Annotated in this window: 27 protein-coding genes, 1 tRNA gene and 1 pseudogene; 8 read left to right on the top strand and 21 right to left on the bottom strand. The window is 42.1% G+C overall.

Features of this window, described 5'->3' with window-relative positions; genetic code table 11:
- Window positions 1-103: 103 nt before the first annotated feature.
- The 3 genes from ACFRAM_RS24150 to ACFRAM_RS24140 form a co-directional block, all read right to left on the bottom strand.
- Window positions 104-673, bottom strand: coding sequence for a helix-turn-helix domain-containing protein (locus ACFRAM_RS24150; RefSeq protein WP_379468890.1), 570 nt, complete (start codon window positions 671-673; stop codon window positions 104-106).
- A gap of 86 nt (window positions 674-759) precedes the next feature.
- A complete protein-coding gene (locus tag ACFRAM_RS24145; protein ID WP_379468873.1) occupies window positions 760-1,182 on the bottom strand; it encodes an NUDIX domain-containing protein in 423 nt (140 codons plus the stop codon).
- Between the two features lie 50 nt (window positions 1,183-1,232).
- Window positions 1,233-2,120: a LysR family transcriptional regulator gene (locus ACFRAM_RS24140; RefSeq protein ID WP_379468871.1), complete on the bottom strand. Its 888-nt coding sequence runs from the start codon at window positions 2,118-2,120 to the stop codon at window positions 1,233-1,235.
- A gap of 111 nt (window positions 2,121-2,231) precedes the next feature.
- Between ACFRAM_RS24140 and ACFRAM_RS24135 the strand changes: the two genes are divergently transcribed.
- Window positions 2,232-3,599 carry an MFS transporter gene (locus tag ACFRAM_RS24135; protein ID WP_379468869.1) on the top strand — a complete coding sequence of 456 codons (1,368 nt, stop codon included), beginning with the start codon at window positions 2,232-2,234 and terminating at the stop codon, window positions 3,597-3,599.
- 195 nt (window positions 3,600-3,794) lie between these two features.
- On the opposite strand, the gene ACFRAM_RS24130 is transcribed toward ACFRAM_RS24135, so the two are convergent.
- On the bottom strand, window positions 3,795-4,259 hold the full coding sequence (locus ACFRAM_RS24130; protein ID WP_379468867.1) for a DinB family protein: 465 nt from the start codon (window positions 4,257-4,259) through the stop codon (window positions 3,795-3,797).
- Window positions 4,260-4,751: 492 nt separating this feature from the next.
- Here ACFRAM_RS24130 and ACFRAM_RS24125 point away from each other — a divergent pair, with 492 nt between their 5' ends.
- Window positions 4,752-5,780: an NAD-dependent epimerase/dehydratase family protein gene (locus tag ACFRAM_RS24125; RefSeq protein ID WP_379468865.1), complete on the top strand. Its 1,029-nt coding sequence runs from the start codon at window positions 4,752-4,754 to the stop codon at window positions 5,778-5,780.
- A gap of 89 nt (window positions 5,781-5,869) precedes the next feature.
- Here ACFRAM_RS24125 and ACFRAM_RS24120 read toward each other — a convergent pair whose 3' ends face one another.
- A complete protein-coding gene (locus tag ACFRAM_RS24120) occupies window positions 5,870-6,442 on the bottom strand; it encodes a TetR/AcrR family transcriptional regulator (protein ID WP_379468863.1) in 573 nt (190 codons plus the stop codon).
- 244 nt (window positions 6,443-6,686) lie between these two features.
- Here ACFRAM_RS24120 and ACFRAM_RS24115 point away from each other — a divergent pair, with 244 nt between their 5' ends.
- Complete coding sequence (locus ACFRAM_RS24115) at window positions 6,687-7,565, top strand: MBL fold metallo-hydrolase (RefSeq protein WP_379468861.1); 879 nt, start codon at window positions 6,687-6,689, stop codon at window positions 7,563-7,565.
- 327 nt (window positions 7,566-7,892) lie between these two features.
- Here the strand turns inward: ACFRAM_RS24115 and ACFRAM_RS28785 are convergent.
- From ACFRAM_RS28785 to ACFRAM_RS24080, 7 genes and pseudogenes are all read right to left on the bottom strand, one after another.
- Window positions 7,893-8,174: pseudogene (locus tag ACFRAM_RS28785) on the bottom strand (serine hydrolase domain-containing protein); the annotation flags it as partial.
- A gap of 141 nt (window positions 8,175-8,315) precedes the next feature.
- Window positions 8,316-8,573, bottom strand: a complete 258-nt coding sequence (locus ACFRAM_RS24105) for a hypothetical protein (protein WP_379468859.1) — start codon at window positions 8,571-8,573, stop codon at window positions 8,316-8,318.
- Window positions 8,574-8,835: 262 nt separating this feature from the next.
- Window positions 8,836-9,675 (bottom strand): GNAT family N-acetyltransferase, encoded by an 840-nt coding sequence (locus ACFRAM_RS24100; RefSeq protein ID WP_379468857.1) that lies wholly within the window; start codon window positions 9,673-9,675, stop codon window positions 8,836-8,838.
- A gap of 480 nt (window positions 9,676-10,155) precedes the next feature.
- A complete protein-coding gene (locus ACFRAM_RS28780) occupies window positions 10,156-10,332 on the bottom strand; it encodes a hypothetical protein (RefSeq protein ID WP_483875014.1) in 177 nt (58 codons plus the stop codon).
- 235 nt (window positions 10,333-10,567) lie between these two features.
- Window positions 10,568-11,212 (bottom strand): hypothetical protein, encoded by a 645-nt coding sequence (locus tag ACFRAM_RS24090; RefSeq protein ID WP_379468855.1) that lies wholly within the window; start codon window positions 11,210-11,212, stop codon window positions 10,568-10,570.
- A 170-nt stretch (window positions 11,213-11,382) separates the two neighbouring features.
- Window positions 11,383-11,736, bottom strand: coding sequence for a hypothetical protein (locus tag ACFRAM_RS24085; RefSeq protein ID WP_379468851.1), 354 nt, complete (start codon window positions 11,734-11,736; stop codon window positions 11,383-11,385).
- A 546-nt stretch (window positions 11,737-12,282) separates the two neighbouring features.
- Window positions 12,283-12,645 carry a hypothetical protein gene (locus ACFRAM_RS24080; RefSeq protein WP_379468849.1) on the bottom strand — a complete coding sequence of 121 codons (363 nt, stop codon included), beginning with the start codon at window positions 12,643-12,645 and terminating at the stop codon, window positions 12,283-12,285.
- A gap of 222 nt (window positions 12,646-12,867) precedes the next feature.
- Here ACFRAM_RS24080 and ACFRAM_RS24075 point away from each other — a divergent pair, with 222 nt between their 5' ends.
- The 5 genes from ACFRAM_RS24075 to ACFRAM_RS24055 all read left to right on the top strand — a co-directional run bounded on the left by ACFRAM_RS24075 (window position 12,868) and on the right by ACFRAM_RS24055 (window position 17,160).
- Window positions 12,868-13,812, top strand: coding sequence for a phosphatidylinositol-specific phospholipase C/glycerophosphodiester phosphodiesterase family protein (locus ACFRAM_RS24075; RefSeq protein ID WP_379468846.1), 945 nt, complete (start codon window positions 12,868-12,870; stop codon window positions 13,810-13,812).
- Window positions 13,812-14,513, top strand: coding sequence for a response regulator transcription factor (locus tag ACFRAM_RS24070; RefSeq protein WP_379468844.1), 702 nt, complete (start codon window positions 13,812-13,814; stop codon window positions 14,511-14,513). The genes ACFRAM_RS24075 and ACFRAM_RS24070 overlap by 1 nt, the downstream gene beginning before the upstream one ends.
- On the top strand, window positions 14,488-15,795 hold the full coding sequence (locus ACFRAM_RS24065; protein ID WP_379468842.1) for a sensor histidine kinase: 1,308 nt from the start codon (window positions 14,488-14,490) through the stop codon (window positions 15,793-15,795). Before ACFRAM_RS24070 ends, ACFRAM_RS24065 begins: the two co-directional genes overlap by 26 nt.
- 160 nt (window positions 15,796-15,955) lie before the next feature.
- Entirely contained in the window at window positions 15,956-16,579 is a 624-nt protein-coding gene (locus ACFRAM_RS24060; RefSeq protein WP_379468840.1) for a class I SAM-dependent methyltransferase, read from the top strand.
- On the top strand, window positions 16,576-17,160 hold the full coding sequence (locus ACFRAM_RS24055) for a DedA family protein (protein WP_379468838.1): 585 nt from the start codon (window positions 16,576-16,578) through the stop codon (window positions 17,158-17,160). The genes ACFRAM_RS24060 and ACFRAM_RS24055 overlap by 4 nt, the downstream gene beginning before the upstream one ends.
- Window positions 17,161-17,211: 51 nt before the next feature.
- Here the strand turns inward: ACFRAM_RS24055 and ACFRAM_RS24050 are convergent, their stop codons facing one another.
- From ACFRAM_RS24050 to ACFRAM_RS24010, 9 genes are all read right to left on the bottom strand, one after another.
- Window positions 17,212-17,739 (bottom strand): NAD(P)H-dependent oxidoreductase, encoded by a 528-nt coding sequence (locus tag ACFRAM_RS24050; RefSeq protein ID WP_175374396.1) that lies wholly within the window; start codon window positions 17,737-17,739, stop codon window positions 17,212-17,214.
- A 194-nt stretch (window positions 17,740-17,933) separates the two neighbouring features.
- A complete protein-coding gene (locus ACFRAM_RS24045; protein WP_379468835.1) occupies window positions 17,934-18,287 on the bottom strand; it encodes a winged helix-turn-helix transcriptional regulator in 354 nt (117 codons plus the stop codon).
- Between the two features lie 229 nt (window positions 18,288-18,516).
- A tRNA-Leu gene (locus tag ACFRAM_RS24040) sits at window positions 18,517-18,600 on the bottom strand.
- Window positions 18,601-18,652: 52 nt separating this feature from the next.
- Entirely contained in the window at window positions 18,653-19,999 is a 1,347-nt protein-coding gene (locus ACFRAM_RS24035) for an MATE family efflux transporter (protein WP_379468833.1), read from the bottom strand.
- Window positions 20,000-20,197: 198 nt separating this feature from the next.
- Window positions 20,198-21,103: a cupredoxin domain-containing protein gene (locus tag ACFRAM_RS24030; protein ID WP_379468831.1), complete on the bottom strand. Its 906-nt coding sequence runs from the start codon at window positions 21,101-21,103 to the stop codon at window positions 20,198-20,200.
- Between the two features lie 42 nt (window positions 21,104-21,145).
- Complete coding sequence (locus ACFRAM_RS24025; RefSeq protein WP_379468829.1) at window positions 21,146-22,090, bottom strand: TIGR03943 family putative permease subunit; 945 nt, start codon at window positions 22,088-22,090, stop codon at window positions 21,146-21,148.
- A 15-nt stretch (window positions 22,091-22,105) separates the two neighbouring features.
- Entirely contained in the window at window positions 22,106-23,155 is a 1,050-nt protein-coding gene (locus tag ACFRAM_RS24020) for a permease (RefSeq protein WP_379468827.1), read from the bottom strand.
- Between the two features lie 28 nt (window positions 23,156-23,183).
- Complete coding sequence (locus ACFRAM_RS24015; RefSeq protein ID WP_379468825.1) at window positions 23,184-24,377, bottom strand: HupE/UreJ family protein; 1,194 nt, start codon at window positions 24,375-24,377, stop codon at window positions 23,184-23,186.
- A 77-nt stretch (window positions 24,378-24,454) separates the two neighbouring features.
- The coding region (locus ACFRAM_RS24010; RefSeq protein WP_379468823.1) for an Ig-like domain-containing protein at window positions 24,455-26,990 on the bottom strand (2,536 nt) is incomplete at its 5' end.

Raw genomic sequence — 26,990 nt, 5'->3', positions numbered from 1 at the left:
CTATAATATATTTTAAATAAAGTATAGCATACCAAAAACCCTCTATCTTCAAATAGATAGAAGGTCATTGTCGCTCTTATGAGAAAGTCACAGTCCCTGAGGACTACAAATTGTATTTTAAAATAATATGAAGAACGACTTCATCATCCGTGTGATTAACATAGGAATGCTTACCTTCTGCATTAAAACTGATGGAGTCATATTGATTCAGGGTATGCGCTTCTTCATTTACGTGAATGGTAATGCTTCCGGACATGACGGTGACAATTTCTGTTGAGTATTGGTGATGCGGTTCCGGAAAGTAGGAGCTATGCGGCTGCAGATAGGCCCGGCACATCTCAATTTCATTACTGGTGTTCTGAAAAATGGGCTCCATAATCCAGGTTTTCTGTTCACCTGTAATCCTTAAGCCTTGTCCAGCTCGGGATATTTGCGATTTACTCTCTGTTGAGAACAAAGACATGAGCGGAATCGAGAGGCTTTTGGATATTTTCCATAACAGTCCAAGGGTTGGATTGGTCTCACCCCGTTCTATATTTCCAAGGGTCAGCTTACTCACCCCAGATAATTCGGATAGCTCCTCCAGACTCAATCGCTTCTCTTTACGAAGTTTTTTGAGGCTACCGCCAACCTGTAGAACAATTTGCTTGGGATCATCGGTTTCCATATGTATTTGTTCAACCTCACTTTCTAGTCATGCATCTCTCTCCGGGACCCGCTTAAGGATAAACTACGGGATTAGCGATGCCGATTCTTATTCTATTCCAAATTAATGCTGCTGTTCAACTGTTTTAGCGCATAATCTGTAGTCATTGTAATCTTATTTGGCAGATCCTGCATAGAAAACCACTGTACTTTCTCTAGCGCGTGGGGTTCTTGATTTTGTACATCCCCTGAGACGATATTAGCCAAAAATGTTGGAGCTACATAGTGGACATCTTCCGCTGGAAGGATATGATTCGTTACACACAGTAATCGTTCAATTTCGATTTCTAACCCTAACTCTTCCCGAATTTCACGTATTACGGCATGTTCTATCGTTTCCATATAATCGACTTTGCCACCGGGTAAACTCCAATGCACGGCTTCAGGTGGTTTTTTACGTAAAACTAATAAGATGCGATTGTCCTCATCTCTTATAACGGCTCCTACACCAACTCTTGGTCTTTTTTCTGCTTCCATGATCTCTCTCCTATTCTTACATTAAGCTTATTATATCGTATTGCAGCATGTTAAATGGTCTGTTTGGATAACGCTCCAAAATATTCTGCAACGACCTCACGGAATTCTACAGCAACCCGCGTGATATAGCGACTCTTATGCCATACTAAGGCTATTTCTCGCACCAATTCATGGTCCTCTATTTGCAGATATTTGATTCGTTCCCGTGAATTCCTTGCCGTGCTTGGGATAAAGGCTATGCCTATTTCGGCTTCCACAAGAGCACTTAACCTTGCTGGTTCATCACCCTCATACACATAATTAGGTACGAACCCAGCTGCGTTACATACAGAGTCCACTAAATCACGAGTACCGTAGCCTTTCTTAACACCAACAAACCATTCATCCCTTAGTTCTGTCAAGGATACGCTAGTTCGCTCCGCCAGTCGATGTCCCATTGGAACAGCTATAAGGATGGGATCAAGGCATACAATTTCGCATTCAATCTCATCTCCTTGTACAGGAGGTGAAGACAAGCAGAAATCGACCTCTCCTCGATGAAGAAGTGTAACCATTTCTTGCGTGGTCAACATTTGCACATGAAATTGGATATTGGGCCGCTTTTTCCGAAACTCTCGCAGGATATTAGGTAGCGCACTTGCCGCCGTCACCGCTAATTCGAGTGTGCCATGTTCCGGGCTGGATAAATCGCTAATCTCCTGCTTTCCCTGTTCCAATTCGAACAAAGCTCGTTCTGCACGGCGAAGGAATCTGCTTCCGAATTCATTTAACCTCAGCTTCCGCCCAATTCGATCAAATAGAGGGACCCCTATATCCTCCTCCAAGCGTTGAATTGTTTTGCTTAATGACGATTGAGTAACATGGAGACTTCGTGCAGCTTCGGTCATATGCTCCAACCTGGCTACCGCGACAAAGTATTGCAGTTGAAGCAATTCCATTCTACGCCCTCCGTTCATTCCTTTCAGTCAATGAGATTATAGCATAGGATGCGTTGGAACGAATAATGGATTTCAAGTACGATTGCATTACTACGATTGGGGGAACTTATAATGAGTGTTCGCAGCAAGTGGTTAATGATTTCAGTTGGGCTTGGAATACTATTGAATCCATTAAATTCTTCGATGGTTTCTGTTGCTATTCCTAGTTTGCAAAATATGTTCCAGCTTGACTACACAGGTGTTTCCTGGATTATTTTTTCTTTCTATATTGCAAGCAGCATCGCGCAACCTGTCATGGGAAAAGCCAGTGATTTATTCGGCCGCAGGAAAATATTCCTGACCGGGCTTGTAGTATCCTTCATCGCATCATTATTAGCTCCAGTATCACCAACCTTTGCTTGGCTTATCGTGTTTCGTATTGTGCAAGCTATAGGAACTAGCATGATGGTTGCCGTTGGCATGGCCATCGTGCGAATTCATGTTACAGAGAGACAAGCTACTGCGCTGTCTGTTTTATCCATTTTCCTATCGGGAGCAGCAGCTATTGGACCTTTTATTGGCGGGGTCATCATTCATTGGTGGGGCTGGCCGGCTATCTTTTTCGTCAATGTTCCATTCGTGGTGGTCAGCTTTCTATTGTCTTGGAGGAATATTCCTCGGGACGAACCGTCAACAAACGTTGCAACAGGCATGTCCTATCGCAAATGGCTTGATTTGACGGATGCCTCGGGGATCTTACTTTTCACAGCGGGACTGGTTGCCTTGCTCTTTGGATTACTTTCTGCAAAATCATCCGGGCATATCTCATTAGGAAATGTTATGATCTCGCTGATCGGTCTCGCTCTCCTGGGGACGTTCGTACGGCACGAGTTAAAAACCAAGTCACCTTTTATTCCTTTACGTACATTCGCCAAATATCCTGCGATGACTTGGGTTAATATCGAATTCATGCTTGTTAACGTACTCTATTACTCGCTCTTTTTTGGACTTCCCTCCTACTTGCAAATGGTTCGTCATGTCAACGAGTTCCACACAGGGATTCTCATGCTAAGTTTAGGCTTATGCTCTCTAGTTACTTCGCCGATAGCAGGAAGATGGATCGATAAATCAGGACCAAGGCCAGCATTGCTGCTGTCTGCGATTCTGATGACATTGGGTTCGATCTGGCTCGTGACCTTGAATCCAACCTCACCGGTTATTAGCGTCAGTTTGGCATTGGCCGCATTCGGAATTAGCAACGGGTTGAACAGTGTAGGGATGCAATCAGCTCTGTTCCAAAGTTCTCCGAAAGAAATCATTGGTGTCGCCTCCGGATTATTTAACACATCGAGATACCTGGGCACCATCCTCTCTTCATTATTGATAGGGATCGTCATGGGAGGCAAATTCAACTTCGCGGGATTCCAAGTGCTGGGGATCATCCTCACGGTCATTGCATTGTCCTTGGTATTCATGAGTCGGCGGCACCGGGCTCACTAGCCTGTCTCTTGCAAACGGAGTTGCCCTAGAAGAAATTTTAGAATGGGTGGAAAATAAAAAATAGGGACTTTAAATTACTCATGAGTAATCTAAAGTCCCTCTTAATTCATTTAGATGATACGATCGATAGAACTCGAACCTCCACGGCTGCTACCACGCTGACTGAACCGCTTATTGCTATCCAATGAATCGTTTTTACAAAACTCTTTCTACTTGTCCCATGTGATGATGATCATGACGTGTCATTTCAACAATAAAATCTTTTAGCACAAAAGGATTTCCATCTACATCATTGTATACATTGGTGAAAGCTTCTTCCGGGATTGCCTGAAGATCTTCCAATACAGCTTCTCTTGAGGAGATTAAATCAACAAGGATTTCATCCTTTGTTTTGCTTAAAGCCCACTCCCCTGCTTTACGGTTGAATTCTTGGATCTCCTCACCATCGGATAACCCTAATGGACTATTATGCAAAATGGCGCGAGTAACCTCGTCATGAATATACTTGTCCCACAGTACAATATGGCCGACGACCTCCTTCACCGTCCACTTTTCCGGACCCAGGGGTGTTAACCATGACTGTTCTTCGTACTTATTAAGATTTTTTGCAAAGTTAATCCATTCTCCATACCCTAAAATAATCTCGTTTTTCGTGCTCATCTTGAACCTCCTGAATATTTCGCTTACACCCTTTATTGGCTCTTGCCAGTGCACCATCATAACCCTTAAAGTGGACTTTAAGTCAATGTTATTTTCTGCAAACCAGAAATTAAGGTTAAGTTCTGGTCTACTATCTACTGCTCAATATTTTCTTGACTATATAAAACGAATAAAAAAGTAACACAGAGCGAGAAGGAACGAAGGAGAAGGTTTGGAACTGTAGGAGCGAAGCGCCCGCCTTTGTACCCAGATTTCAACCGCTAAGAGCGGTTTACAAAGAAGAAATCTGGGTACAACAGCGGCCGGAAGTCCAAACATTCACCGTAGTGACGCCCAAGCCTTAAGTAAGAATCTTAAATTCGTCTTATATAAAACAAAATATAATTTGACTTAAAGTCGACTTTAAGCCTTAACATTATATTGGAGAAATACAGTCACAATAATCAAGCGATATTAACGGCATTCAATTTTGTTGAGAGGGGATGCGAAAGAATGGAACTAAACGATAAGATTGTCATTATTGGGGTAACAGGTTACATCGGCGCATGGGTTGCCAAGAAGCTAACAGATATGGGTTATAACCAGATTGTCGGAACGTACCGAAATGAAGCAAAAGCTGGGCAGCTTCAAACGCTGTTGCCAAACGTGAACTTTTACAAAGCAAACCTGGGTGAAACAGAAAATTGGCACGAAGTTTTAAGTGGGGCAAAATGGATCTTTAATCAGGGGAGTGCCTCCAGTCCAAACGACAAAACATTTAAAGATAGGGGCCGCACGAAAGAAAAAGGAATCCGCATGCTCTTACAAATGGCTGTTGATACGGGCACTGTCAAAAAGATCGTGCACACCACTGCAGAGTCAACCATTGCATACGGCAATGAAGATCTATCAAAAACGACGTTTACAGAAGACGATTGGACTAATGAAGACAGGGAAGGCTTGTTCGACCACAATATGGTTTCAAAAACGATGGAAGAAAAAGCAGCCTGGTCGTTTATCCGCTCTCAAGAAAATACAACAAACATAATCATGACCACGATTCACCCTACGCATGTTATGGGACCAAGCTTTGTTCCTTGGCACAATGATATGATTTATGCCATGCTTCGCGGCGATAGAGCTATGGCAGATTCGCAACTGTATGGGGTTGATGTGCGCGACGCAGCGGCAATGAATATTGCGTTGATGAAATCGACGGAAGCGAATGGGACGCGTCATTTCGCCTCTGCTTTTAAATCAACATACTCTACTCTCTTAAGTCTGATTAAAGAACAATTTACAGATGAGCAGATTAAATCCGTATTAGGCGATGTTGCTCGAATTATTCCTGGAGAAGAAGCGGCGGATATATTGAGCCATTGTCATGCAACATCATATTATCAAGATATGGTACCTCGTATGTTAAACCGTGTAGTGTACAAGACGAACTATCCTGAAGCGTACGCGTATGAGTATACAGAACCGAATACTACGGTCATACAAGCTATGGAAAAAATGTTGCAGGATAAAAACGAAAGATAACATATAAACATAAATAAAAGTGTAGCCTCTCCATTACGGAAGGATACACTTTTTTTGTTCATCATTACCTGGAAAAGTCCTCACAGTTCTCATTTGATATAGCCCTTCAAAATAGGCAATATTTTCACCGCAAAATCCTCTGGCGAATCGGGCTTTCGCTTAAGGTTCCAACGATACGTAGTCCCATATATGGACCAAGTCAGCATGTTCGCCGCTATTTCCAATGTTTCTTGATCCGTATCCTCACAAGCTTTGACCATCAACTGTAAAATAAAATCCTCTAATTGATTCTTCACATTTTTCTCTACTAGAGAAGCAACGGTATCATAATTCTTCATACACCGTTTATTCGAAGCCTCGTGATACTCGCATAAAGAGATAACTAAATTTTTCATTGTTTCTTCTGAGAACTCAGCATTGGGATCGACTCTTCTATATACAAAATCCATAAAGGTACTAGATAAAAACCGATCAATGAGCGCATATTTATCAGTGAAATGGGCATAAAAAGTAGCTCTGTTGATCGTTGCCTGTTTCGAAATATCACTAACTGTTATGGAATTAAAGTCACGTTTGTGCAGTAAATGGTCAAATGCTTCTACGATGAGTTGGCGTGTTCTAATCACACGAGGATCAGAATGATTAATTTGCGTGCTTGGCATCTAACCCTTCTCCTCCCTATATGTTGCTTCTGCAATTATCAATTATAAACAACTGTCGCGTTAACAACAAGTGATAGCTTTTAAATACAAATCTAGTGAGTCCTTTGCTTAAGCGACAAATCAGCGTTATTGTTGGTTGAACCCGCCCTCTTTAGCTATTAAACTTACAACTACAGCTTAAGTAACACGCGTTGCTTTTGTATGTAGAGCAAAGTCTCATACTAGTCAAATGGAGGGAAACAACATGTCCCACAATAATCAACCACTTACTCAAGTGCCTGCGGTTTATCATAAAAAGATCGGTGAGGTCGCCGTTACCGTCGTTTCCGATGGCAATTCCACGCTTCCATTCTGGCCTTACTACGAGTTAGTAGAGGATAAAGGAAAAGAATTGCTGCACAACAATTTCGAGACTAGTCCGCTTGTGCTAAATACGAATTGCTTCATTATCAATGTGAACGGTCAACTTACCCTGATCGATGCCGGTCTTGGCATGGGGGTAGGCGTTGTTCTGCAAAATATTAAAGCCGCAGGCGTAGATGTTAATGACATTGAAACCGTACTATTGACGCACATCCACCCCGATCATTCATATGGTCTTATTCATACCGATGGCACGAAAGCTTTTCCAAACGCAGAGGTCGTCGTGCGGGATATCGAATATGCTTACTGGATGGACAATGGCAACATTAAGAATCCATTAGATGAAATCGAATCCGCTAATTTTAAAATGGCACAAGATGCGTTTGCACCTTACCAAGGGCAGATCCGTACTTTTACTAACGCTGACAAAGAACCTGTTTCCGGTATTCAGGCTATTGAAGCACCAGGCCATACGCCAGGTCATACCGCTTATCTCATAGAATCGAATGGGGAGAAGCTGCTCATCTGGGGGGACATTCTGCATAATGCAGCTATCCAGTTGCTAAGACCCGAAGAAAAAATTATCATGGATGTTTTGCCTGAGCTGGGTGTCGAAACAAGAAAACGCATTTTGGAATTCGCAGCTACGGAAAAACTCCTTGTTTCCGGTATGCACCTTGATTTCCCTGGCTTCGGTCATATCCGTAAACAAGAAGATCACTTTGTGCATATTCCGGAAAAATGGCAACCGACATTGTAAGGAAGCTGCTTGAACGATAAAAAGAGGGGTACAGGTGCAACATGCCCTGTCCCCTCCTTTTTAACTAAATTTCTTAATATTCTTAACTTCTACCCAGAGAATATGATGAATATCTCAATATTTTAACAGGTGGACGCGATAAACGAGAAAATAAAGTAATAACTGCCGCCGTGCCTGTTCGGGAAGCACAACGAGCAACGCGTGATAGAGAAACGTGTCCCCGCCTTTGGTCAACGCCTTCATCCCGTATTCACTGAAAGGATACAGATGAACGCCGTCCCAGCCGAGACCGTAGTCTATTGAGTTGTCCGCATCGTCAGGCCACGAAGTAATCTGTTTGTAGCGTTCATCCGTCATCGTAAACTCGGGGAAATACTGGACAACCGACGTATCCCGATCGATTTTCCCTTGATCGACCAACTGCATAACGGCAACCGTGGTAAACATTTTAATCGTCGAGCCGATCCCATACATCGTGTCTTTCGTGAGCGGCCTCTGTCCCTGCTCATCATTCTTGCCGGATTGACCGGATACGACGATACAGCCATGATCGATAAGGGCGTACTGCACGCTGTTAGTATCGTATGTTTTCGTCAGAAGATCTGCCCTTTATAAACATCATTAAAATCTCCACCTTTATTTAAAGAATCAATTAGTTTTAATAAACCAGGTGTACCAACAATCCCATACCACCTCGAAACCTCATAACACGCCAGCCTTTTTTGATTTTGCATAGATTAAAACAGGGGTCTATTCTTTTTGACCAAAAAGTGCATTAATTTTTACAGTAGATAATTGAACATAATTGATGAGTCCTGCTTTTTCACTCTCATTGATTTCAGGTTCAACGTATACATTATGAGCAATTTGTTTCATATTTGAGTAGTTGACTAATACAGCATTTGTTTGCTTAGCATAGATCAAATATAAGAACAGTAAAACAAGAGCGAAGATCATAATGGTAGAAAAGCCGATTATTTTGATCCTTTTTGTTCTGAGTAATATCAATGTAATACTCTCCTTATTTGAATATTTGTAGATATGTATTGTTTAGATATTAACTTATTCATAAATCCGTAATAAGTTGAACAAAGGCAGTCGATCCATTGACCGGCTGCCTTTGTGTCGTTATTGAGCTAACGTGTCCCGTTAGGGTAATGAGAATCGGAATTTATTGGTATAGCATTTCCCGCCCGCAGTTGAAGCTTTAGATGGCATCACGGAAGGGGAATGGCTTTGAAGAAAGGGGAAAGCCTGAGGTTTAATAAAGTCAGGTCCTAGTCGGTTCATGCAAAATTGGTGTATAGATCGAAGAGAACAAATTGTATTTTTTATTCTCTTTGAATCCTAATTTTTGTGCCATTCGAAATGAAGGCACGTTCTGAGTATCGCAAGTCCAATTCGGTATTACACCTCGATTCAAACAATCCCCAATGAAATTTCTCGCAAGTTGAAAGCCAAAACCCTGACCTCGCGCTGATTTATTCACATGGATGGAGAGCTCTGCCAATCCGCCCCCAATAAATGCAGCATGACACAATCCTATCCCTTGTCCATCTGATGAGAAAGCGACCCATCCAACATCATGCTGTAGATATTTTTCTATACTTCCCCAAAGACCTTCTATCTCTCTACGTAGTGGTTCATACGACTGAAGCATCGCTGCATCCATTCTAAACATGCCTTCGTCATTTCCGACTAGTCCTAGACTTTCGAAAACATGACGGTCAAATTCAAATTGTGTCCTACTAATACAAAAAACCCTGTAACCGAATACGCGAAAAATGATTTCATCCCATGATTCGGAGGCGGTTGACCAGAATAATCTAAAGTCATTGGCAGAACCATTTACGAAAAAATGATCTTTCATCGTAGAAATAAATCCTTCGTTAAACGCTTTATTAACAGCATGACCAATCAAACGTCCCCCGATAAAATCGCTGGACATTACAGCGGCACACTGAGGATGATCTTGGTTATCTACATAGACGATTCCATCAATCGTTTCTTCTAAAATTGAGAGTGGAAAGGGCGTAAATGCCGATTCCGCCCCAGATAATAATCCCTTAACAACATGATACTGATCTCTTTCAATGCGAATAAAAGACATTTAGGCACTCCTCCGTTATGGTTAAAGTGACGCATACAAGAAGGTTTGTTTCGTTTCGAACAGGGCACACATTTCAAGCTTCTATCAGTTCTAAAAACTGTGGAACATTTTTGAAGTAATCATTTGTCTTGATCTTTAAAAAATAATCATGTTCTGCTTTTAAGAGCTTTTTGGCATGATGCTTAAACATTGGAGGGTCCATTAAAAACTCTTCAACACTCTTGGCTAATTCATAGTGTTACTAGTTAATCTTTGGTAATAATTGTGGTACTCTGTCACATTCTCGGAATGTCTCTTTTGATCGATAGGACGAAAGTATGCACTAAATCCTTGTAGTAATGGTAGTAACGATTTCCATTCAATCATTTTATCCACTCCAGTAATTTGAATTTAATCCCTAAACATCATATTTCCACATTTTTCTCAAATATCCTGCCCTTTAGTTGAATGGCGACGGATTCTAAAGCTGATCCGTCGCCATTACAAACTAAAAGTAACGTCGATAAAGTTCTCTCCGCCGTTCGCCTCGGAGTTGTGCGTAGATTTGAGTGGTCGATGCCTTCTCATGACCAAGCATTCCTTGAATGAAATCCAATGGAGCACCATTATCAAGGAGCTGTCAGCCTCATACAAACTCCACAACTCATTTAAGTTCATAACAAAACCTCCCTTTAGAAACTATTAAATCTAGTTTGCTTCTAAAGAGAGGTTTTAATCGCCTGCTGTATTAAACTAGTGTTTCCAGTTAGCTTAAAACGTAGAAATTAGAGTATATATCTAAAATATCATTGTTGACCAACAAGTTTCTAGGTTCAATATATAATAATTGGACCAAGCCTTCCATCGGTTTTAGTTTTGAAGGTAGCTGCAACAAATTTATCTTTATCTGATTTCAAATTACTACTCCCCGTTTTGAGAGAACCCGATCCATTTCATCAAAATGTTCTTTTTTGCTTGAAGCATAGATCAAATCAAAACTATCGTTATTTTTCATCACTGTTATTATGCTATCATCGTAATTCCCATAAAATTCGATGCCAATCCAATGCCGAAAGGAAAAACCTTTATTACTAAAATTTTCACGAATAAAATCCAAGTCGGTTTGTTCAATGGAATAGAACGAATCACAGCCGTATTCAAGAGCGAATACGGTTTGTAAATAGGCCATCGCATGAAAAAAATCGGTCAATGTTTCAAAATCTTTTTTCCATACCTTTTCATCGTAACTCATATAGACAGGTGGATTGGACCTGGATAAATCGTTCTTATGGATTCCCCAAACACAGACACGTTGATTCTCGCAATAAAAAATTAAATATTCGCTATGTTTGAAGTATTGGAGTTGCTCGGGTTTGATCAAACTATCTTGCGTATGATTCAGCCGCTCGTCTTTACCGAGTTCCAAATAATAATCTATAAACACCTGGGGCAATTCACCAAAATTATTTTTAATGGTTTGTATCTCGTCATGACTAAACCCATTTCGTTTCGTTATATGAAACAGATTTTTTATCATTGTAAAATCAGTCACCCGCATCACACCTTATCCTTGTATAATACTCCATCGATTAACTTAAGAATATTCCAAGTCGGTCTCCTTAACCATCAAGAGAGCATATTATACACCCACTTTACCATATCTTTACTCCACTATTCTGCCCGTTAGTTGAGAAAAGCCAGTGCGGTAGACCTTTCGGTATTGAACTATCACGTCAATCTTTCGGAGATAGTTTTACTTATTTCTTCAGGTTTTTTAACTTCAATGATTAACTTTGATATTTTAAATTTACCAACAAGAAAATTATTCAAGTCAAAATGAAGGGTATCAACCTCATTATCAAAAAAGTAGAGATGATAACCTCCATTGAATCTAAATAATCCATTTCTTTTTCCTCCAAAAGAAAAACCATAAAGCTTGAAAGCATTTGGTATGGGTCTACCTGTTGTTACCCCCTTAATCGAAGAGTATGGAATTTGCAACCCGTTATCTAATTTTAAAAAGGGCGGATTTCCAAGATCGATATTTAGATGGGTTTCCATTAATTGAATTGTACGTTCCATTCGTTTAGTCCTCCATTTCATAACGCTTTAGTATTTTTAGAATATATTTACATATTACACCATAGATAATCTTATTTATAGAATTTATTGGGCTAATTTACCCAAGAACTGAACATGCATAGATTAACGGAAACAAGGAGGAGCTCTGCCGTGGCAAACTGCTCCTTGTTTGAATCAACTATCGTTCTTCTTTTGCTCAATACTTACTTGTTTTCTTTCAATAAATATCCAAATATAATATATCAACCAAAATGCAATAGGAATTAATGAAATATAAGGTCTCTTGTTTACTGGAAGAAAGTAGAATAAAAATAGCCCAATTATTATCGTTGGTAGCACTAGAATAAAATACTTCTTATTATGCACCTTCATACCCTCCCTTTTTCGTGTCCCTTTACTTCAATAAGGATGTGCTTTAAAAGTAATCGGGGATACCGAATGATATGGAGTCGATATCATTTTCTTTTGAGTAATACATACAAACACTGTCTTTATATTTTTGACTATCATTAGGTAGTACAACAAAACCCAATTCTTTGTAAAATTCTATCTCAATATCACTATAAAGGAAAAATTGTTACACTTTTCTTCCTGTTCAAGTTTATTTATCGTTTCTTTGACCAATAAAGAAGCATATCCTTTTTTTCTTAAATTTAAAGGGGTAGCGATTGAACCTATCCCTCTTACAATTTGGTCTTCAGAAAGATTTAGTTCATATACGATGAGGGAGCTTAATAATTGCTTTGTATCTGTGGCTTCAAGAACGTACCACTTTCCCTTTTTATACTTATTGGAATTCTGACACATTGTTATATATTCTTCATATGGCAGGTTATCTCCCCAAACATCATAGCCCATCTTATAAATTTCTATCATTTCCTCTTTTGCTGCTACCCTAATTTTTTTCAAAGTACCTCTCCTTTTGTTTTATGCGGTTACACTTTTTTCGACATTAAGCTTATCAAGACCTCTATTCCTTGCGCTTTCAGATAGCGAATATGCCCCCTTATCTAGCGCCTCTCCCATTCATGCTATAATAATCTTCATAATTTCATTCGTTTTTTCTCCACCTGTCCTTTATATCAGCCCTGTAAGATGACTTACATCGGCATATGAAAAGGAGAATTACAGATGGATAAGAAAATAACGAGTGTAATATTGATGGTGTTTTGTTTAATTTGGTTAGGATGGGGAATCGTTTGGTCTGGATCGAACGGGCAGACTACTTCGCAAAATATAAATGGTTGGGAAAATAACCGATTAATCGCTCATGCTTTGGGCGGAATACAAGGATCGAGTTATACGAACTCCTATGATGCATTTATAACGAACTATAATAAAGGATACCGCCTGTTCGAAACAGATCTTTTGCTAACAACAGACGGTGAGCTTGCCGCCAGACATGACTGGTCCAAAAGACTACAGCCAGATCTGTCTGGTCAGACTGGTCATTCATTAACTAGTTCGCAATTTGAGAGTTCTCTTATAGATAGAAAATTCCAACCCCTTTTATTTAAAGATATCCTTCATTTAATGGAGAAATACCCTGATTTTTATCTGATTACAGATACGAAGGAAACGAACAAACAGAAGATTGAGCAGCAATTTTCTCTTTTAGTGGAACAAGCCAGGAAGATGGATGCATCTCTCCTGCATCGAATTATTCCTGAAATCTATAGTCCGGAAATGTACGATACCGTCATGAACATCTATCCTTTTCCCAATAAAATCTATTCCCTGTATCAATCCGGAGCTTCGGCCGCAAGTATTGTGGATTTTGTAAAGAAAAAACATATTTCCGTGGTGGCCATGCCCACCTACCGTGTGCTCATAAATCCTAATCTGGTCTATGCATTAAACCAACTAAATGTACAAAGCTACGTCCATACCGTTAATAATCCGGGCGCTATGAAATTAATGTCTCAACTAGGCGTGCACGGGTATTACACAGATTTAGAAACACCCCCTAACACGCTGGAGGATACATTTTCCAAGCCTGCTAAGCTGGTTTTCGGGAAATACATCCAGGAAGTACTGGGAACGATAAGTAGTATAATAATGAAGGTGGCAACATAATGGCGATTAATAATATTCTTATTGTGGATGATGAATTGGAAATCAGAGAAGCGCTGGTCATTTATTTGAAAAGCGATAGTGTGGATGTTTTCACAGCGTCCAATGGGTTAGAAGCCCTTGAAATATTAGAAAAAGAAACCATTCATCTCATTATCATGGATGTCATGATGCCACAAATGGATGGAATTAAAGCAACATTCAAAATTCGTGAAAATAAAAATATACCGATTATTCTACTCTCCGCCAAATCAGAAGCGAACGACAAAATCATAGGGCTTAATGTAGGCGCCGATGATTACATTACAAAACCATTCGATCCGATGGAGCTGGTCGCAAGGGTCCGGTCTCAGCTCAGAAGGTTTACCAATTTGGGATCTTTTCAAATGAGTGCGGGCGAGGAAATTATCCAGGTACGTGGTCTTGCCCTGAACAAAACTTCAAAAACCGTTGAAGTAGACGGCGAAGACGTCCGGCTCACCCCTAAGGAATATAAAATTCTGGAGCTGCTGATGGAGAACAAAGGAAGGGTCTTTTCCATTGAAGAAATTTACGAGAGCGTATGGAATGAGCCTATTTATGCATCTGATAATACAGTCGCTGTACACGTAAGGAACATTCGCGAGAAAATTGAGATTAATCCCAAGGATCCGAAATATTTAAAGGTGGTGTGGGGAATTGGGTACAAAATCGAGAAAAAATAACTGGATTAGCGCCTTATCTCTTGATCTTCGCGTCATATTAAGTACGGCAATTTTATGGATAGCGCTTCAACTAATTAGGTTCTACCTCGGGTGGTTCTACTGGGACTCTCTTTCTTATAGGCTGTTCAGCTATTCTTCAGCTACTATTCTTGTCCTGATTCTTGTAGGCAAAGGCTACTTCTTCTTTGTTAAAAGTGCTCCGAAACAGGTCAGTGTGGTATCCATTTACTTGGACCTTCTCAGGAAGTATGTTCAAGTCTGGAAAGGCATTTCCGTAGACAGCCGAATTACACTGAAATTGTTTGTTTTATTCCTGTTAACAGCTATTGCAGGCGTTTCAGTTTGGCGAATTATTACCTATCCCCCATATTATGAACTGTATGTGTGGATACCCTATATCGTTTTGTATATTCTGATTGTCATTCCGTATAGTTTACACAAGCTTACTCAGTTGATGCAGATTGTTAACGGCACGAAAGAAATTGCCCAAGGCAATATTCAATCTACAATTCCGGTTCAAGGAGAAGGCGTATTTCCCAGACTGGCAGGATACATTAACAATATGAAGGTCGGATATCAAAATGCATTGGAGGATCAAATAAGAAGCGAGCGTTTAAAAACGGAGCTGATTACAAATGTCTCTCATGACTTGAAAACCCCATTAACTTCTATTATCAACTACATTGATTTGTTAAAAAAAGAACAACTTGAGTCGGATCGAGCCAATTCCTACGTTGATATTCTGGACCGCAAAGCTCTCCGGCTCAAGCTATTAATTGAAGACCTGTTTGAAGTGTCTAAAATGACCAGCGGCACGGTTGAACTGGATATTCAAACAATCGATGTAGCCACATTATTAACACAGGCGATTGCTGAATTCAGCAGCAACTTGGGAACCTCGCTTGAAGTTAGAGAAAAAATAGCCCAACCTCATATCTATGCCGACTTGGACGGAAATAAAATCTGGCGGGTATTTGAAAACCTGATTGGTAACGCCAAAAAATACTCTCTTCCAGGCACACGAATTTACATTTATCTTGAAGAATCTGAACATCGGGTTCTGCTTAAAATCCAAAACACATCTTCTTATGAAATTGACTTTCCCGCTGACGAGTTATTTGAACGTTTCAAAAGAGCAGATGAGTCACGTCAAACCGAAGGCTCCGGGCTTGGTCTGGCTATTGTGAGAAGCATTGTTGATCTGCACGGCGGTGACATCAAAATCGAAATCCATGGGGATCAGTTCAACGTTCTTCTTGAGCTTCCCAAAACGAGATTATAATATCAAAGCACTAGGCCCCTTCACTTCCATCAGAAGTTGAAGGGGCTTTTTTCGTTCCTTAATATCAAAAAATCTTCAAACAAACTTTAGATTTCCCCTTATTTGATCTTTATTTTTATTGCTTATGATGGAGGCACCAACGAGAAAGAAGGATAACACTATGCACAGAAACCTCCATGACGCCTTACTATTTTTTTTTAAATTCCTTCGGATGCCCATGCAGATCGGTAGTATTACACCAAGCTCAGCTTCTCTGGCCAAAAAAATGGTAGAGTACGTCCCCTGGCAACAAGTAACGGCAATTGCTGAGCTTGGGGCTGGCAGCGGCGCAATTACGCAATACATATCGTCTGCTAAGTCAACACACACGCAAGTTCTTCTATTTGAGAAAGATGCTGAATTGCGGCAGAAACTGACTGAGAGATACCCGGGATTTCCCAGCTATCCCGATGCCAGCCGTCTGGACACTGCCCTACGCCAACAAGGGCTTGAAGACGAGAAATTGGATTGCATATTAAGTGGCCTGCCCTTTTTTAATTTCCCGCAACAGCTACGCGATATTCTAATGGAGCAGATTAGTACGGCTCTGAAGCCCGGTGGACTGTTCATTGCTTTTCAATACTCCCAGCAAATGAGAAAACAGCTACACCAGCAGTTTGAGATAGAGCATGTACATTTCGTGCCTCTTAATATGCCCCCTGCCTTCGTCTACGTCTGTCGGAAGAAACCGCCTCTTCTTCCTTCAGACTCACATCCTTTAGCAGAAGGAGCTGCCTGTAAATGAGCTATGACACGCTTATATCGCTTATTGGGCAGTTTGGCTATGCCGCTTTATTCCTTGCCCTTTGGTTCGGGATTATCGGTCTCCCCATCCCCGACGAAGTTATTGTCATGACTGGAGGCAGCGTTACCTCAAACGGCGTACTTCATATGGTTCCTGCCTTCATTGTTACCTATTTGGGAGTCATCTCGGGGTTATCACTTGGTTATGTGCTTGGCCGCCTGCTGGGGGCCACTGTACTGGATAAACTTCGCCGTAAAAAGAAGATGGATAAATACCTTGTATTCTCGGAAAAATTGATACAGAAATACGGCAGCTTCTCACTCTGCATCGGTTACTTTTTCCCGGTCATCCGGCATGTCCTGCCCTATCTTATGGGACTCAATAAAATGTCGTTTCGTCGCTACGCCTTACTCTCTTACACAACCGGACTTGTATGGACGACGATTTTTTTCATACTGGGGCGGAGTGTAGGTAGCCATGTCGAAGAAATCGGACATTTGCTTTACCGTGACGGAATCTGGGTACTCTTAGCGCTATTTGTTGCTCTAGTCCTGTATCTCATCATCCGTGATCGCATATAGAAAAAGTTCATAAGCCGCTGCAAGAGCAAACTTATGAACTTCTTATTTTACTTACAAAGAATTAATAAAATGAATATACTCTTGAGCGCTTAACTCAACTTCTTGATCTAATGGACTATGTTCCGCTCCATAAAATGCGTAAAACGGTCGATAGTCAGCATGTGTATAGAGAATAGTAACTTCAAAAGGACGTAATACTTCACTTAAGGTGTAATTGTATCTGCCTGTAGACGAATAATCTTCCGATTTAATGCCGGCAGAGACCGCCAAACTTATTTTCTTATCCTTAAGCTTATCTCCACCTTTGCCATAAGCCCATCCATCTGCAAGTACTTCATCCAGCCATTTCTTTAGAAAAGGCGGGCAATTAAACCAATAAACTGGGAATTGTAAAATCAAATTATCATGAGCTTCGATCAGCTCTTGTTCCCTCTGAATATCAATTTTCTCATCCGGATATTCTTTGTAAATCTCATGTATAGTAATCTCTTCAGGATGCTTTCTCAACTCTTCCAACCATTTTTTATTAATAATTGAACTTTCTATACTTGGATGCGCTATAACTACTAATGTTTTCATAAAACCCACCACTCTTTTCTTGTGAATATTATTTTCGGCTCGAGAACGAGTATATATCATGGGAATTATTAAAGTAAGTATGCACTTTTAGGTAAGTAGTGAACCTTTTAGAGAGTGTTATAGACAAAAAAGGTATATAAAAAGGCGACCCGCTCGCGGATCGCCAAATTTAATGAATACAATATATTGTTAGCTCACTTAGCCAAAAGAGCTGGACGGTTACTCTCTCCCCATTCACATATTTTATCAAGGACAGGAATAAGCGAGCGCCCGCGTTCCGACAAAGAATACTCCACCTTCGGAGGAATTTGCGGGTACTCCTCACGGATAATGATGCCTTCGGCCTCAAGCTCTTTTAGCGTAATCCCCAATGTTTTGAATGAAATGGTTCCAATACGTCTTTTTAGCTCATTATGTCGCATAACTTTATGTTCAGCTAACCAATAAATAATAATCATTTTATATTTGCCACCTATCAGTGATAAGGTGTATCCAAAACCGGTATCTTTTAGATCCAGGTCAGTCGTAACGCAATTTTCAGTGTTCACAAGTACGCTCTCCTTTTTGTATATATGAAGTAAATGCGTATAATTTACATGTTGTTTAATTCTACAATCAAGTATAAAAGAAGTAAAGAAATAACGCATGTAATAATTGTAAAACAATCCAACAAAAAAAGAACAAACACAAATAATAGCCTGAATACTTTTACCAAATAAAAAAGCTTGTAAACTCCCCTAATGGTCAGTTTACAAGCTCATTTCATTCAAACTATAATGCGGTCGAGAGGACTCGAACCTCCACAGTATTGCTACCACACGGACCTGAACCGTGCGCGTCTGCCAATTCCGCCACGACCGCAAATTATGTACCGACGATCATTACCGCCTGTACATAAGACTATACGCCTTTTTCAGATAGAATGCAAGGATTTTTTTATTTTTTTATTAAACGGAATAAATAACAGCAGTCCCATCACACAGGTGATCACTTCGGTAACTGTCATGGACCAGATAACGCCGTGCAGTCCGAATATGGAATGTAACAGGACGATGACCGGTATATACAAAACACCTTGTGTGATGGACATAATCATCGTTGGCAGTCCTTGACCTGTGGCTTGAAATACACTAGTGAACAATCCTGTAAAACCATTAAACAATGCGGATATGAGCATCGCTACTACGATGTAGGTCCCTATTTTCAGCACCTCTGGATCGTTGGAGAAGAACTGGATAACAGGCTCTCTGAACAGATACACCAGACCCACGAATAGTATCGCGATCCCGCCAATATAAAGTGCTGCATAGGTAAAGCCTGCTTTGAATCTGCTAATATTTTTACTGGAATAATTATAAGCGAAGAATGGAATCAGGCCTAAGAACAATCCCATGGCGAGAAATTCCGGCACCTGAGCGATCCGTAGCGCCAGACCGAAACCGGCAACAACGCTGTCTCCATACAGTATGGAATAGTTATTCAGCAAAAGTGTGCTCACAATGAGAAAACCAGCTTGCAATAGCTCCGATACCCCGATCTTGTAGATTTCCAACTGATCCTTAATGGAAATTTTAAATGACTTCAGGAACCCTCGCAGATATTCACTCTTCTTTTCCAAGTAATAGATGTAATAGATCACGGACCCTGCATTGGCCAGAACCATTGCCAGCGCCGCTCCAGCTACATGCCATTTCAACACCAGAATAAATAACGGGTCAAAAATCAGGCTCAGCGCCGTACTAATAAATATGCCGTACATCGACTCCTTGGAGGCCCCTTCCGACCGCACTAGCTGCTCCAATGCAAAATTAAGAACAACGACGAATCCTCCGGCAAACAGAGTCAAGACATAGGTTTTAGTATACGCCAATGTGGCAGCATCCGCACCAAGTAATTGGACGATGGGATTCACCAGCAGAAAAGCAAGGAGAGCAATCAGGAGGCCTGCAATAATACTGCTATAGAAAGTATAGCCAGCAATTCGCTTCCCTTTTTCCGTCTCCCTCTCCCCCGCCAAACGTGTGACAAAGGTTCCTCCACCTACGCCAAATACATTTCCAATGGCCATCAGCACGGTGAAAATCGGCAGGCCCAAGGTGATGGCTGACAGCATGCTTGTATTGTGCAGCAGGCCGATAAAATAAGCATTAATCACATTGTAAATCGTACCAACAGACATCCCGATCATCATGGGAATAGACAAATGTGTGATCGCTTTTCGGACAGGTGCAGCTTCCAGGTAATATTGATTTTTCTCCATTTCGTTCGCTTCTTTCTTCGTAAGATCTTCAACTGTTAGAATTCTATCTATATCCATAATATAATTATTAGAATTCGAATTGTCAATGATCTATCTATAAATGATTTTGGGCAAACAAAATACTTCTGAGCAAATAAAAAGCCCGCAAACACCTCTATCGCGTGTCTACGGACGTTCTCCATGCCTTGCTTAATCAGACTATGGATTGTTTATGCTATTGGTTTTCTCTGCTGCTTTGACAATGAAGGTCCCTTTATAATTCTTGGCCGGGATCTCAATCTCATAAGTACCAGGCTGAGGATTACTGAGCACAAAGATATTCTGCCCCTCTTTTAGATCAGTGTTAAAATTCAAGTCCTTGGATACGAGAGTTAACCCGGTTCCTACAGACCCTTTGACATTTACTATGGCCTTGATCATTTTGGCGGCGATGAATTCAGTAGTCTTAGGAGTAATCCCCGCTTCTGATACCTCTATAGTAGCCACCTGCATATCGTTGTCCTCATCAAATACTGCGGTCTGAGATATGGGCTGACCAATGGAACCTACAGCAATTCGGTCATATTGCAATAACAGGCCTCCCACAACAATGATCGTTGCTGCTGTTAGCAGAATAGTGCTTGTATAGGTAGCCTTACCTGCTGTTTTCTTGACTGTGTTTGCTTTCTTCGCTTTCGGACGCGGCTTGCTGATCCATACATCGCCCATTTTTTGCACGAGGAAGGAGCACAGAATGAACAGAACGACCCCAGACAAAACAATTCGTCCTGAAGTAAAGAACAAACTTCCTAGTACCGTCCCCAATGTACCGCCAATCACACCGGAGAGGATACTATTAATCACAGATTGCCGACCGAATGGAAACCCTAGAGCCGCTCCTGCAGCAGCAGCCAACAATGCGCAGACCAGCATGGACAGCCCCAGTTCTAAATCAAAGGTTTGGGCCCCAATAATCCCGGCTGCAAGTCCTGCAAGAAGAGCAAACAGTGAAGCTAGCAGCATGCCGCTCTTCCCAGTCAGCCCGCTCTTTCTTTGCACCAAAAAATAAATATGGTAAATCGTAATCAGCAGAATCAATACAAGACCGCCTGTATTCAGCAGCATAGCACATTCACTCCATCTTTAATCTATTCTTGCACTGTAGATTCACAGCTTAGAGGCAAAATCCCAGTCTGGATAAATATAAGGAATCTCTGGTCCAGTTGAAGGGGTACTATCCGTGACCATGATTTTAATTTCAGTCTGGCCATGATGGGTTGTCTTATCAATGGTTCCTGTGAGCTCCACCCATGTATCATTGGCAAAACTGCTCGCGTCCGCACTCTCGGCAACAATCCCGTAAGGAGTAATATCCGCGATACAATGCGTCATAGCCATTCTATTGATAATAAACTGGTCCCCTTGTAATTCATCTTCCCGAGAGATAAAGCCCTTGATCTTAATCGTCTTGCCTTCGAAGTTATCTGCAAAGGAATTCAGCGCTTGGAGCCTCTCGATAAACCACTGATCCTTCATCTCAATGATATCTTGTTGATACAAGATCATCCCTAGCTTGGCATAATCCCGGTTGTACTTGTCCGATATAAACCGTTCTTTTAGTTCCGGAGATTCCGTTCCGACAAGCCCAGCTAGATCCTCAGGGATACTATTGCTGCTGGCTGCTGTTCCTCCTAGTTGAAAACCGCCCTTAGTAAGGGAGCCTGCAAAAGCCTGACTAGGCAGAAATGCGCCCAGCATTAGCGGCAAAATGAATAAGCCATACATAATCACATTTTTCAAAACTGATTTGGAAGGCTCATGGCTGTGTCCATGATCATGACTATGATCGTGATCGTGATCGTGACCATGGTCATGACCATGATCGCAACTACAAGCAACCATAGGCTGAGTACGAGAGCGAATTAGAACGTAAAGTTGAAACAGGGTGAATAGGAATAGACCGGCAGCCGCGAGCTCCGTGTATTTTACCAGATGTGGTGCGATATACAGCAGAATTTCACCCGTGAGAGCCAGATAAATCATGTAACCGGTGAATCCCATAAGGATCAGCAGTTTTAATGAATCATGTACCAACGTGCGTGTTTTTCCCATTTCGGATTCCCCTTCCTATTGCAACAGCAGCTTCTCAAGCAGCCAAGTGCCTGCATAGACGAATATAATCACCATTACGCTATACACGACGACAAACCTGGATTTGAACACAGCTGTCATCATCAGTACACCCTTCAAATTAAGCATTGGACCCAGCACCATAAATGCAACGAGCGCTCCCCCGGAGAAGCTAGTCGTGAACGATTGCGCCACAAATGCATCCGATGTCGAACAGAGTGACAGCACGAAGCCCAGCCCCATCATTAACAGATTCGCACTTCCCTGTCCATGACCTAATGCCGCCAGGCTTTCCTTGGGAACGAAGGTCTGCAGCAGACTAACCAATAATGCGCCGAACATCAAATATTTGCCCATATCAAAAAACTCGCTGATCGAATGATGCATGACTTCCATCATCCGTTGTCTAAAGGAAGGACGTGCAGCTGAAGTCTTACCCTCCGAATGCACATGATGAACATGACCTCCGTGCGAGGAAGAACTATTGTGCCTCAGCTGATCCGGGTGTACGAAACGATAGACAATCAGTCCCAAGACAAGGGCCACCAGGAAAGCTAGTCCCATACGGGAAAAGACAAGTTCCGGCCGGTTGCGAAATGCCGTGAAGGTTGACCAGAAAACGATCGGATTCAAAATAGGTCCTACCGCAATAAAAGTGGTCGCGACATATAATGGCATACCTTTTTGAATTAAACGACGAACCGCAGGAACCATCCCGCATTCGCAAATGGGAAAAATAATACCGATCACGCTGGCTGTGATAATTCCTAGCACTGGATTGCGGGGAATCATTCGCTTAATGGTCCCCTCTGATACAAAAACCTCCAGCAACGCTGAAATAATCACCCCGATGAGAATAAATGGCATCGCTTCGATAATAATGCTGACAAACATCATTTTAAATAACTGTAGCTTGGCATTTTGCAGCAGCGCTCCAGGTTCTTGAGTAGAAAAGAAGTATAGGATGAGCATCGTCACCAATGAGAGTCCCAGCACGATGTAACTATTCCACTTGGATGACTTATTTCGCATTACCGTCTCTTGCACTTTAACTTCACCTTTTTTCGTTCATGAATTAGAAGAACAAGCGTTGAACCAGCCAAATACCACCAAGCGCAAAGGCCAGTGTTGAGCATCCCAGTACCGCCCGTCTCGAATATTTCCAACGATGCAGTAGTGCCAGAAGCGGCAAAAGGATAGCGACCAAAATAAGTTGAACGGTCTCAATGCCAAGGTTGAAGCTAACTAGATCAACGGCAAGCTCACTTTTTACAAGATCCATTTCTTTAAGAATATCAGCAAAGCCCATCCCGTGAATGAGTCCAAACAGGAAGGTCAATACCCAGCGGTAGCTTACACGCTCACGGACCATGTTATCAATCGCAACAAAACAAATGCTAAGCGCAATCGCAGGCTCCACAATAATAGAAGGAACATTAATGATGCCAAGCACGGTCAAGGTTAAAGTAATACTGTGTGCAACGGTGAAGGCAGTGATCATCGCTGCATACTGCTTGAAGGTTTGTCTGGCGATCAGTAGCGAGAACAGGAACAATAGATGATCATAACCAGACAAGATGTGGTTCATACCCAGTTTGAAAAACGATACCCAACCAGAAGCCGACTGCTCAGCATCTTCGTCAGTTGTCTGTGTCGACGAGGATGAATTGTCGGCAGCACTAGACTGTACCTGTTCGCCATCCTGCTGCAAGCTTGCATATTCTGTGTCCGTGAGCTGCATTGCCCAGACCCGGCTGCTGCCGGATAATGCTGCGGTGCTCTTTTGTTGACCATAATTGATCGTGATCAGATCCACATAGTTCTCAGTAGCCTTATTATTCATATACAATCGATCCGTCAAAGATATGGACTGGGCCGGCGACACCGGTGGAAATTTTAATTTGATGATGGCTTTAGTGGCATCCCCTTTACGATCCATAACCACACTTTCCACTTGTGTCCATGCCTGCGGCTCGTTATTTATTTTCAAAGTAATATCCTGCTCAAGTAACTTGAGGAATTGATCTTTGACTGCTTCGAATTCCTGTTCATCCAGCATTCCATTTTGATCTGTATCTCCACCAGCCAGTTCGATCACGGACAGTTCATCAATTGAATAAGTCATTTCAGTGTAGGACTTGGTCAGATTAAGCGTTGTGTAGCTGGCACTATACGCATGTGCATCGGCTTGCTGATTAAACGGAAGTATTAGCAGTAATATTAATGCAAAACAGATGAATAATTGACGTACGCTTTGAAGCCTGGGCATGATTTTCCTCCTCTTAAATAAACAGGATGCCTTTCAAAAGAAGGGCATCCTGCTTTCCATCCTGTGCCTTTATGATATTAGTTGTTCAACAGATTATAGATGACCTGCGCCGCTTCGGCACGGGTTGTAATTCCTTTCGGATCAAACTTGCCTGCCTCGCGTCCTTGAATCAGCTTGTTCGCTGAGGCCGCATTAACAAATGGTACGGCCCAAGCAGAGATTTTAGCCTCGTCGCTGAATGAAGTAGGATTACTTACGGTAACTTGACCATGAACCACTTCATATCCCCGCATCAACATGGTGACCATTTCCTCACGGGTAATTTGCGCATTGGCATCGAAAAGGGTCTGGGTCTTGCCTTGGACAATGCCCGCTTTGACAGCGATAGCTACGGCCTCGGCATACCAATCACCGTCCTTCACATCTGTAAATGCCAAGGTTCCTTTATCCGTAAGATGGAGCGCCCGGATAAGCATCGCAGTGAATTCGGCACGGGTAACCTTACGTTCCGGCTCGAATGTGCTGTCGCTGGTTCCGTTCACCAGTTGTTTAGCTGCAAGCTCTTTAATCACATCTGCCGCCCAATGTCCTGCCGGAACATCCACGAATGACTTCGTATATTCCAGAACGGCATATTTACTAAAGTGAGTAAGCTTGGCTGTCATATACCCGTTGGCGTAAGTGCCTCCCACATACTCAATTGATCCGCCATCAGAAATATAGAAGATTCCTGCCAGCTTAGGATTCGTATCTGCCGCAACCTTCAGTTGGATCGTAATTGGCTGATCGAATTTCGACAGATTAATCGCCTGGCCGCTTGCTGTCTGAATCGAAAGCGTCAGCTCATAGATATCGCTGCTCAGTTTCAGGCCTGCATGGGCTGTTTGACTGCTGCCGTTGATTATGCTGACTGCTGTTTGATTACTCAAAGGCGACAGCTTCAACGTAACCGTACTGTTCTGCTGCTCTTCTGTCGACAGCTTGCTGAACAGCTGCTTCAGCAGCTCAGACGGAACGGTTAACGTAATTGCGTCAGATTTGATTTGCAACGCATTTTGCTTAATCAGATCTGCAGTATTTCCAGGAAGACTTACTTCCGTCGTATTCGCTGGAACTTCAACGGTCGTAACCCCGTTTGCACTATTGTTTAGGTCACCGGAGGATACTTTGTAGCTGGAACTAGCGCCCGAACCGTTGTCGACAACATTACCAGGGGTGGTATTGCCGCTTGATCCATTAGAGCCACTGCCATTGCTTCCTGTACCTGGGTTGCTGCCGCTGTTGTTGCCGTTATTACCTTCATCTCCGCCGGAGGTGTCCGGTTTAGTCACAGTCACTTCGCTCGTTGCTTGGAATTTACCATCCTCAGTCGTTACTGTAATGGTGGCTGTTCCTTCCGCAATCGCAGTGACTTTACCGTTGGCATCCACTGTTGCTACTTTGCTATTACTTGTGCCCCATGTTAAGGCTTTATTACTTGCCGTATCAGGAGTTACGGTCGCCTTAAGCTCGTCACTTTCGCCGGCTTTCAGATTCAGTGTTGCTTTATCCAGCGTCACACCCGTTACCGGAGTATTTTCTCCACTGGAATCCTTCGGTGTTACCGTTACTTCGCTTGTTGCTTGGAATTTACCATCTTCAGTTGTTACTTTGATGGTGGCTGTTCCTTCTGCAATAGCAGTAACTTTACCACTGGCATCCACGGTTGCTACTTCAGCATTGCTTGTGCTCCACGTTACGGCTTTATTACTTGCCGTATCAGGAGTTACGGTCGCCTTAAGCTCATCGCTTTCGCCGACTTTCAAGTTCAACGTTGTTTTATCCAGAGTCACTCCCGTTACTGGCGTATCTTCTCCACTGGAATCCTTCGGTGTTACCGTTACTTCGGACGTTGCTTCGAATTTACCATCTTCAGTTATTACTTTGATGGTTGCTGTTCCTTCAGCAATAGCAGTAACTTTACCGTTGGCATCCACAATTGCTACGTCAGCGTTGCTTGTGCTCCACGTTACAGCTTTATTGCTTGCCGTATCAGGAGTTACAGTCGCCTTAAGCTCATCACTTTCGCCGACTTTCAAGTTCAACGTTGTTTTATCCAGGGTCACTCCCGTTACTGGAGTATTTTCTCCACTGGAATCCTTCGGTGTTACCGTTACTTCGCTCGTTGCTTGGAATTTACCATCTTCAGTCGTTACTGTAATGGTGGCTGTTCCTTCCGCAATAGCAGTAACTTTACCACTGGCATCCACGGTTGCTACTTCAGCATTGCTTGTGCTCCACGTTACGGCTTTATTACTTGCCGTATCAGGAGTTACGGTCGCCTTAAGCTCATCACTTTCGCCGACTTTCAGGTTCAGCGTTGCTTTATCCAGGGTTACACCCGTTACTGGCGTATTTTCTCCACTGGAATCCTTCGGTGTTACCGTTACTTCGCTCGTTGCTTGGAAGTTACCATCTTCAGTCGTTACTGTAATGGTTGCTGTTCCTTCTGCAATAGCAGTAACTTTACCGTTGGCATTCACAGTTGCTACGTCAGCGTTGCTTGTGCTCCACGTTACGGCTTTATTGCTTGCCGTATCAGGAGTTACCGTAGCTTTAAGCTCGTCGCTTTCG

The organism is Paenibacillus sp. NPDC056722 (assembly GCF_042790635.1).
Lineage (GTDB): Bacteria > Bacillota > Bacilli > Paenibacillales > Paenibacillaceae > Paenibacillus_AQ > Paenibacillus_AQ agri.
The sequence above is the reverse complement of the archived record's forward strand: the minus strand, read 5'-3'. Positions and strand labels throughout refer to the sequence as shown.

What these genes read in the sequence shown, in the direction of transcription:
- ACFRAM_RS24100 (WP_379468857.1), bottom strand. Translation starts at nt 9,675, where the DNA reads ATGTCTTTTATTCGCATTGAAAGAGATCAGTATCATGTTGTTAAGGGA.
- ACFRAM_RS24125 (WP_379468865.1), top strand. Translation starts at nt 4,752, where the DNA reads ATGGAACTAAACGATAAGATTGTCATTATTGGGGTAACAGGTTACATC.
- ACFRAM_RS24120 (WP_379468863.1), bottom strand. Translation starts at nt 6,442, where the DNA reads ATGCCAAGCACGCAAATTAATCATTCTGATCCTCGTGTGATTAGAACA.
- ACFRAM_RS24025 (WP_379468829.1), bottom strand. Translation starts at nt 22,090, where the DNA reads ATGGGAAAAACACGCACGTTGGTACATGATTCATTAAAACTGCTGATC.
- ACFRAM_RS24070 (WP_379468844.1), top strand. Translation starts at nt 13,812, where the DNA reads ATGGCGATTAATAATATTCTTATTGTGGATGATGAATTGGAAATCAGA.
- ACFRAM_RS28780 (WP_483875014.1), bottom strand. Translation starts at nt 10,332, where the DNA reads ATGAACTTAAATGAGTTGTGGAGTTTGTATGAGGCTGACAGCTCCTTG.
- ACFRAM_RS24145 (WP_379468873.1), bottom strand. Translation starts at nt 1,182, where the DNA reads ATGGAAGCAGAAAAAAGACCAAGAGTTGGTGTAGGAGCCGTTATAAGA.
- ACFRAM_RS24075 (WP_379468846.1), top strand. Translation starts at nt 12,868, where the DNA reads ATGGATAAGAAAATAACGAGTGTAATATTGATGGTGTTTTGTTTAATT.
- ACFRAM_RS24015 (WP_379468825.1), bottom strand. Translation starts at nt 24,377, where the DNA reads ATGCCCAGGCTTCAAAGCGTACGTCAATTATTCATCTGTTTTGCATTA.
- ACFRAM_RS24035 (WP_379468833.1), bottom strand. Translation starts at nt 19,999, where the DNA reads ATGGAGAAAAATCAATATTACCTGGAAGCTGCACCTGTCCGAAAAGCG.
- ACFRAM_RS24115 (WP_379468861.1), top strand. Translation starts at nt 6,687, where the DNA reads ATGTCCCACAATAATCAACCACTTACTCAAGTGCCTGCGGTTTATCAT.
- ACFRAM_RS24060 (WP_379468840.1), top strand. Translation starts at nt 15,956, where the DNA reads ATGCACAGAAACCTCCATGACGCCTTACTATTTTTTTTTAAATTCCTT.
- ACFRAM_RS24130 (WP_379468867.1), bottom strand. Translation starts at nt 4,259, where the DNA reads ATGAGCACGAAAAACGAGATTATTTTAGGGTATGGAGAATGGATTAAC.
- ACFRAM_RS24135 (WP_379468869.1), top strand. Translation starts at nt 2,232, where the DNA reads ATGAGTGTTCGCAGCAAGTGGTTAATGATTTCAGTTGGGCTTGGAATA.
- ACFRAM_RS24090 (WP_379468855.1), bottom strand. Translation starts at nt 11,212, where the DNA reads ATGCGGGTGACTGATTTTACAATGATAAAAAATCTGTTTCATATAACG.
- ACFRAM_RS24140 (WP_379468871.1), bottom strand. Translation starts at nt 2,120, where the DNA reads ATGGAATTGCTTCAACTGCAATACTTTGTCGCGGTAGCCAGGTTGGAG.
- ACFRAM_RS24030 (WP_379468831.1), bottom strand. Translation starts at nt 21,103, where the DNA reads ATGCTGCTGAATACAGGCGGTCTTGTATTGATTCTGCTGATTACGATT.
- ACFRAM_RS24085 (WP_379468851.1), bottom strand. Translation starts at nt 11,736, where the DNA reads ATGGAACGTACAATTCAATTAATGGAAACCCATCTAAATATCGATCTT.
- ACFRAM_RS24055 (WP_379468838.1), top strand. Translation starts at nt 16,576, where the DNA reads ATGAGCTATGACACGCTTATATCGCTTATTGGGCAGTTTGGCTATGCC.
- ACFRAM_RS24050 (WP_175374396.1), bottom strand. Translation starts at nt 17,739, where the DNA reads ATGAAAACATTAGTAGTTATAGCGCATCCAAGTATAGAAAGTTCAATT.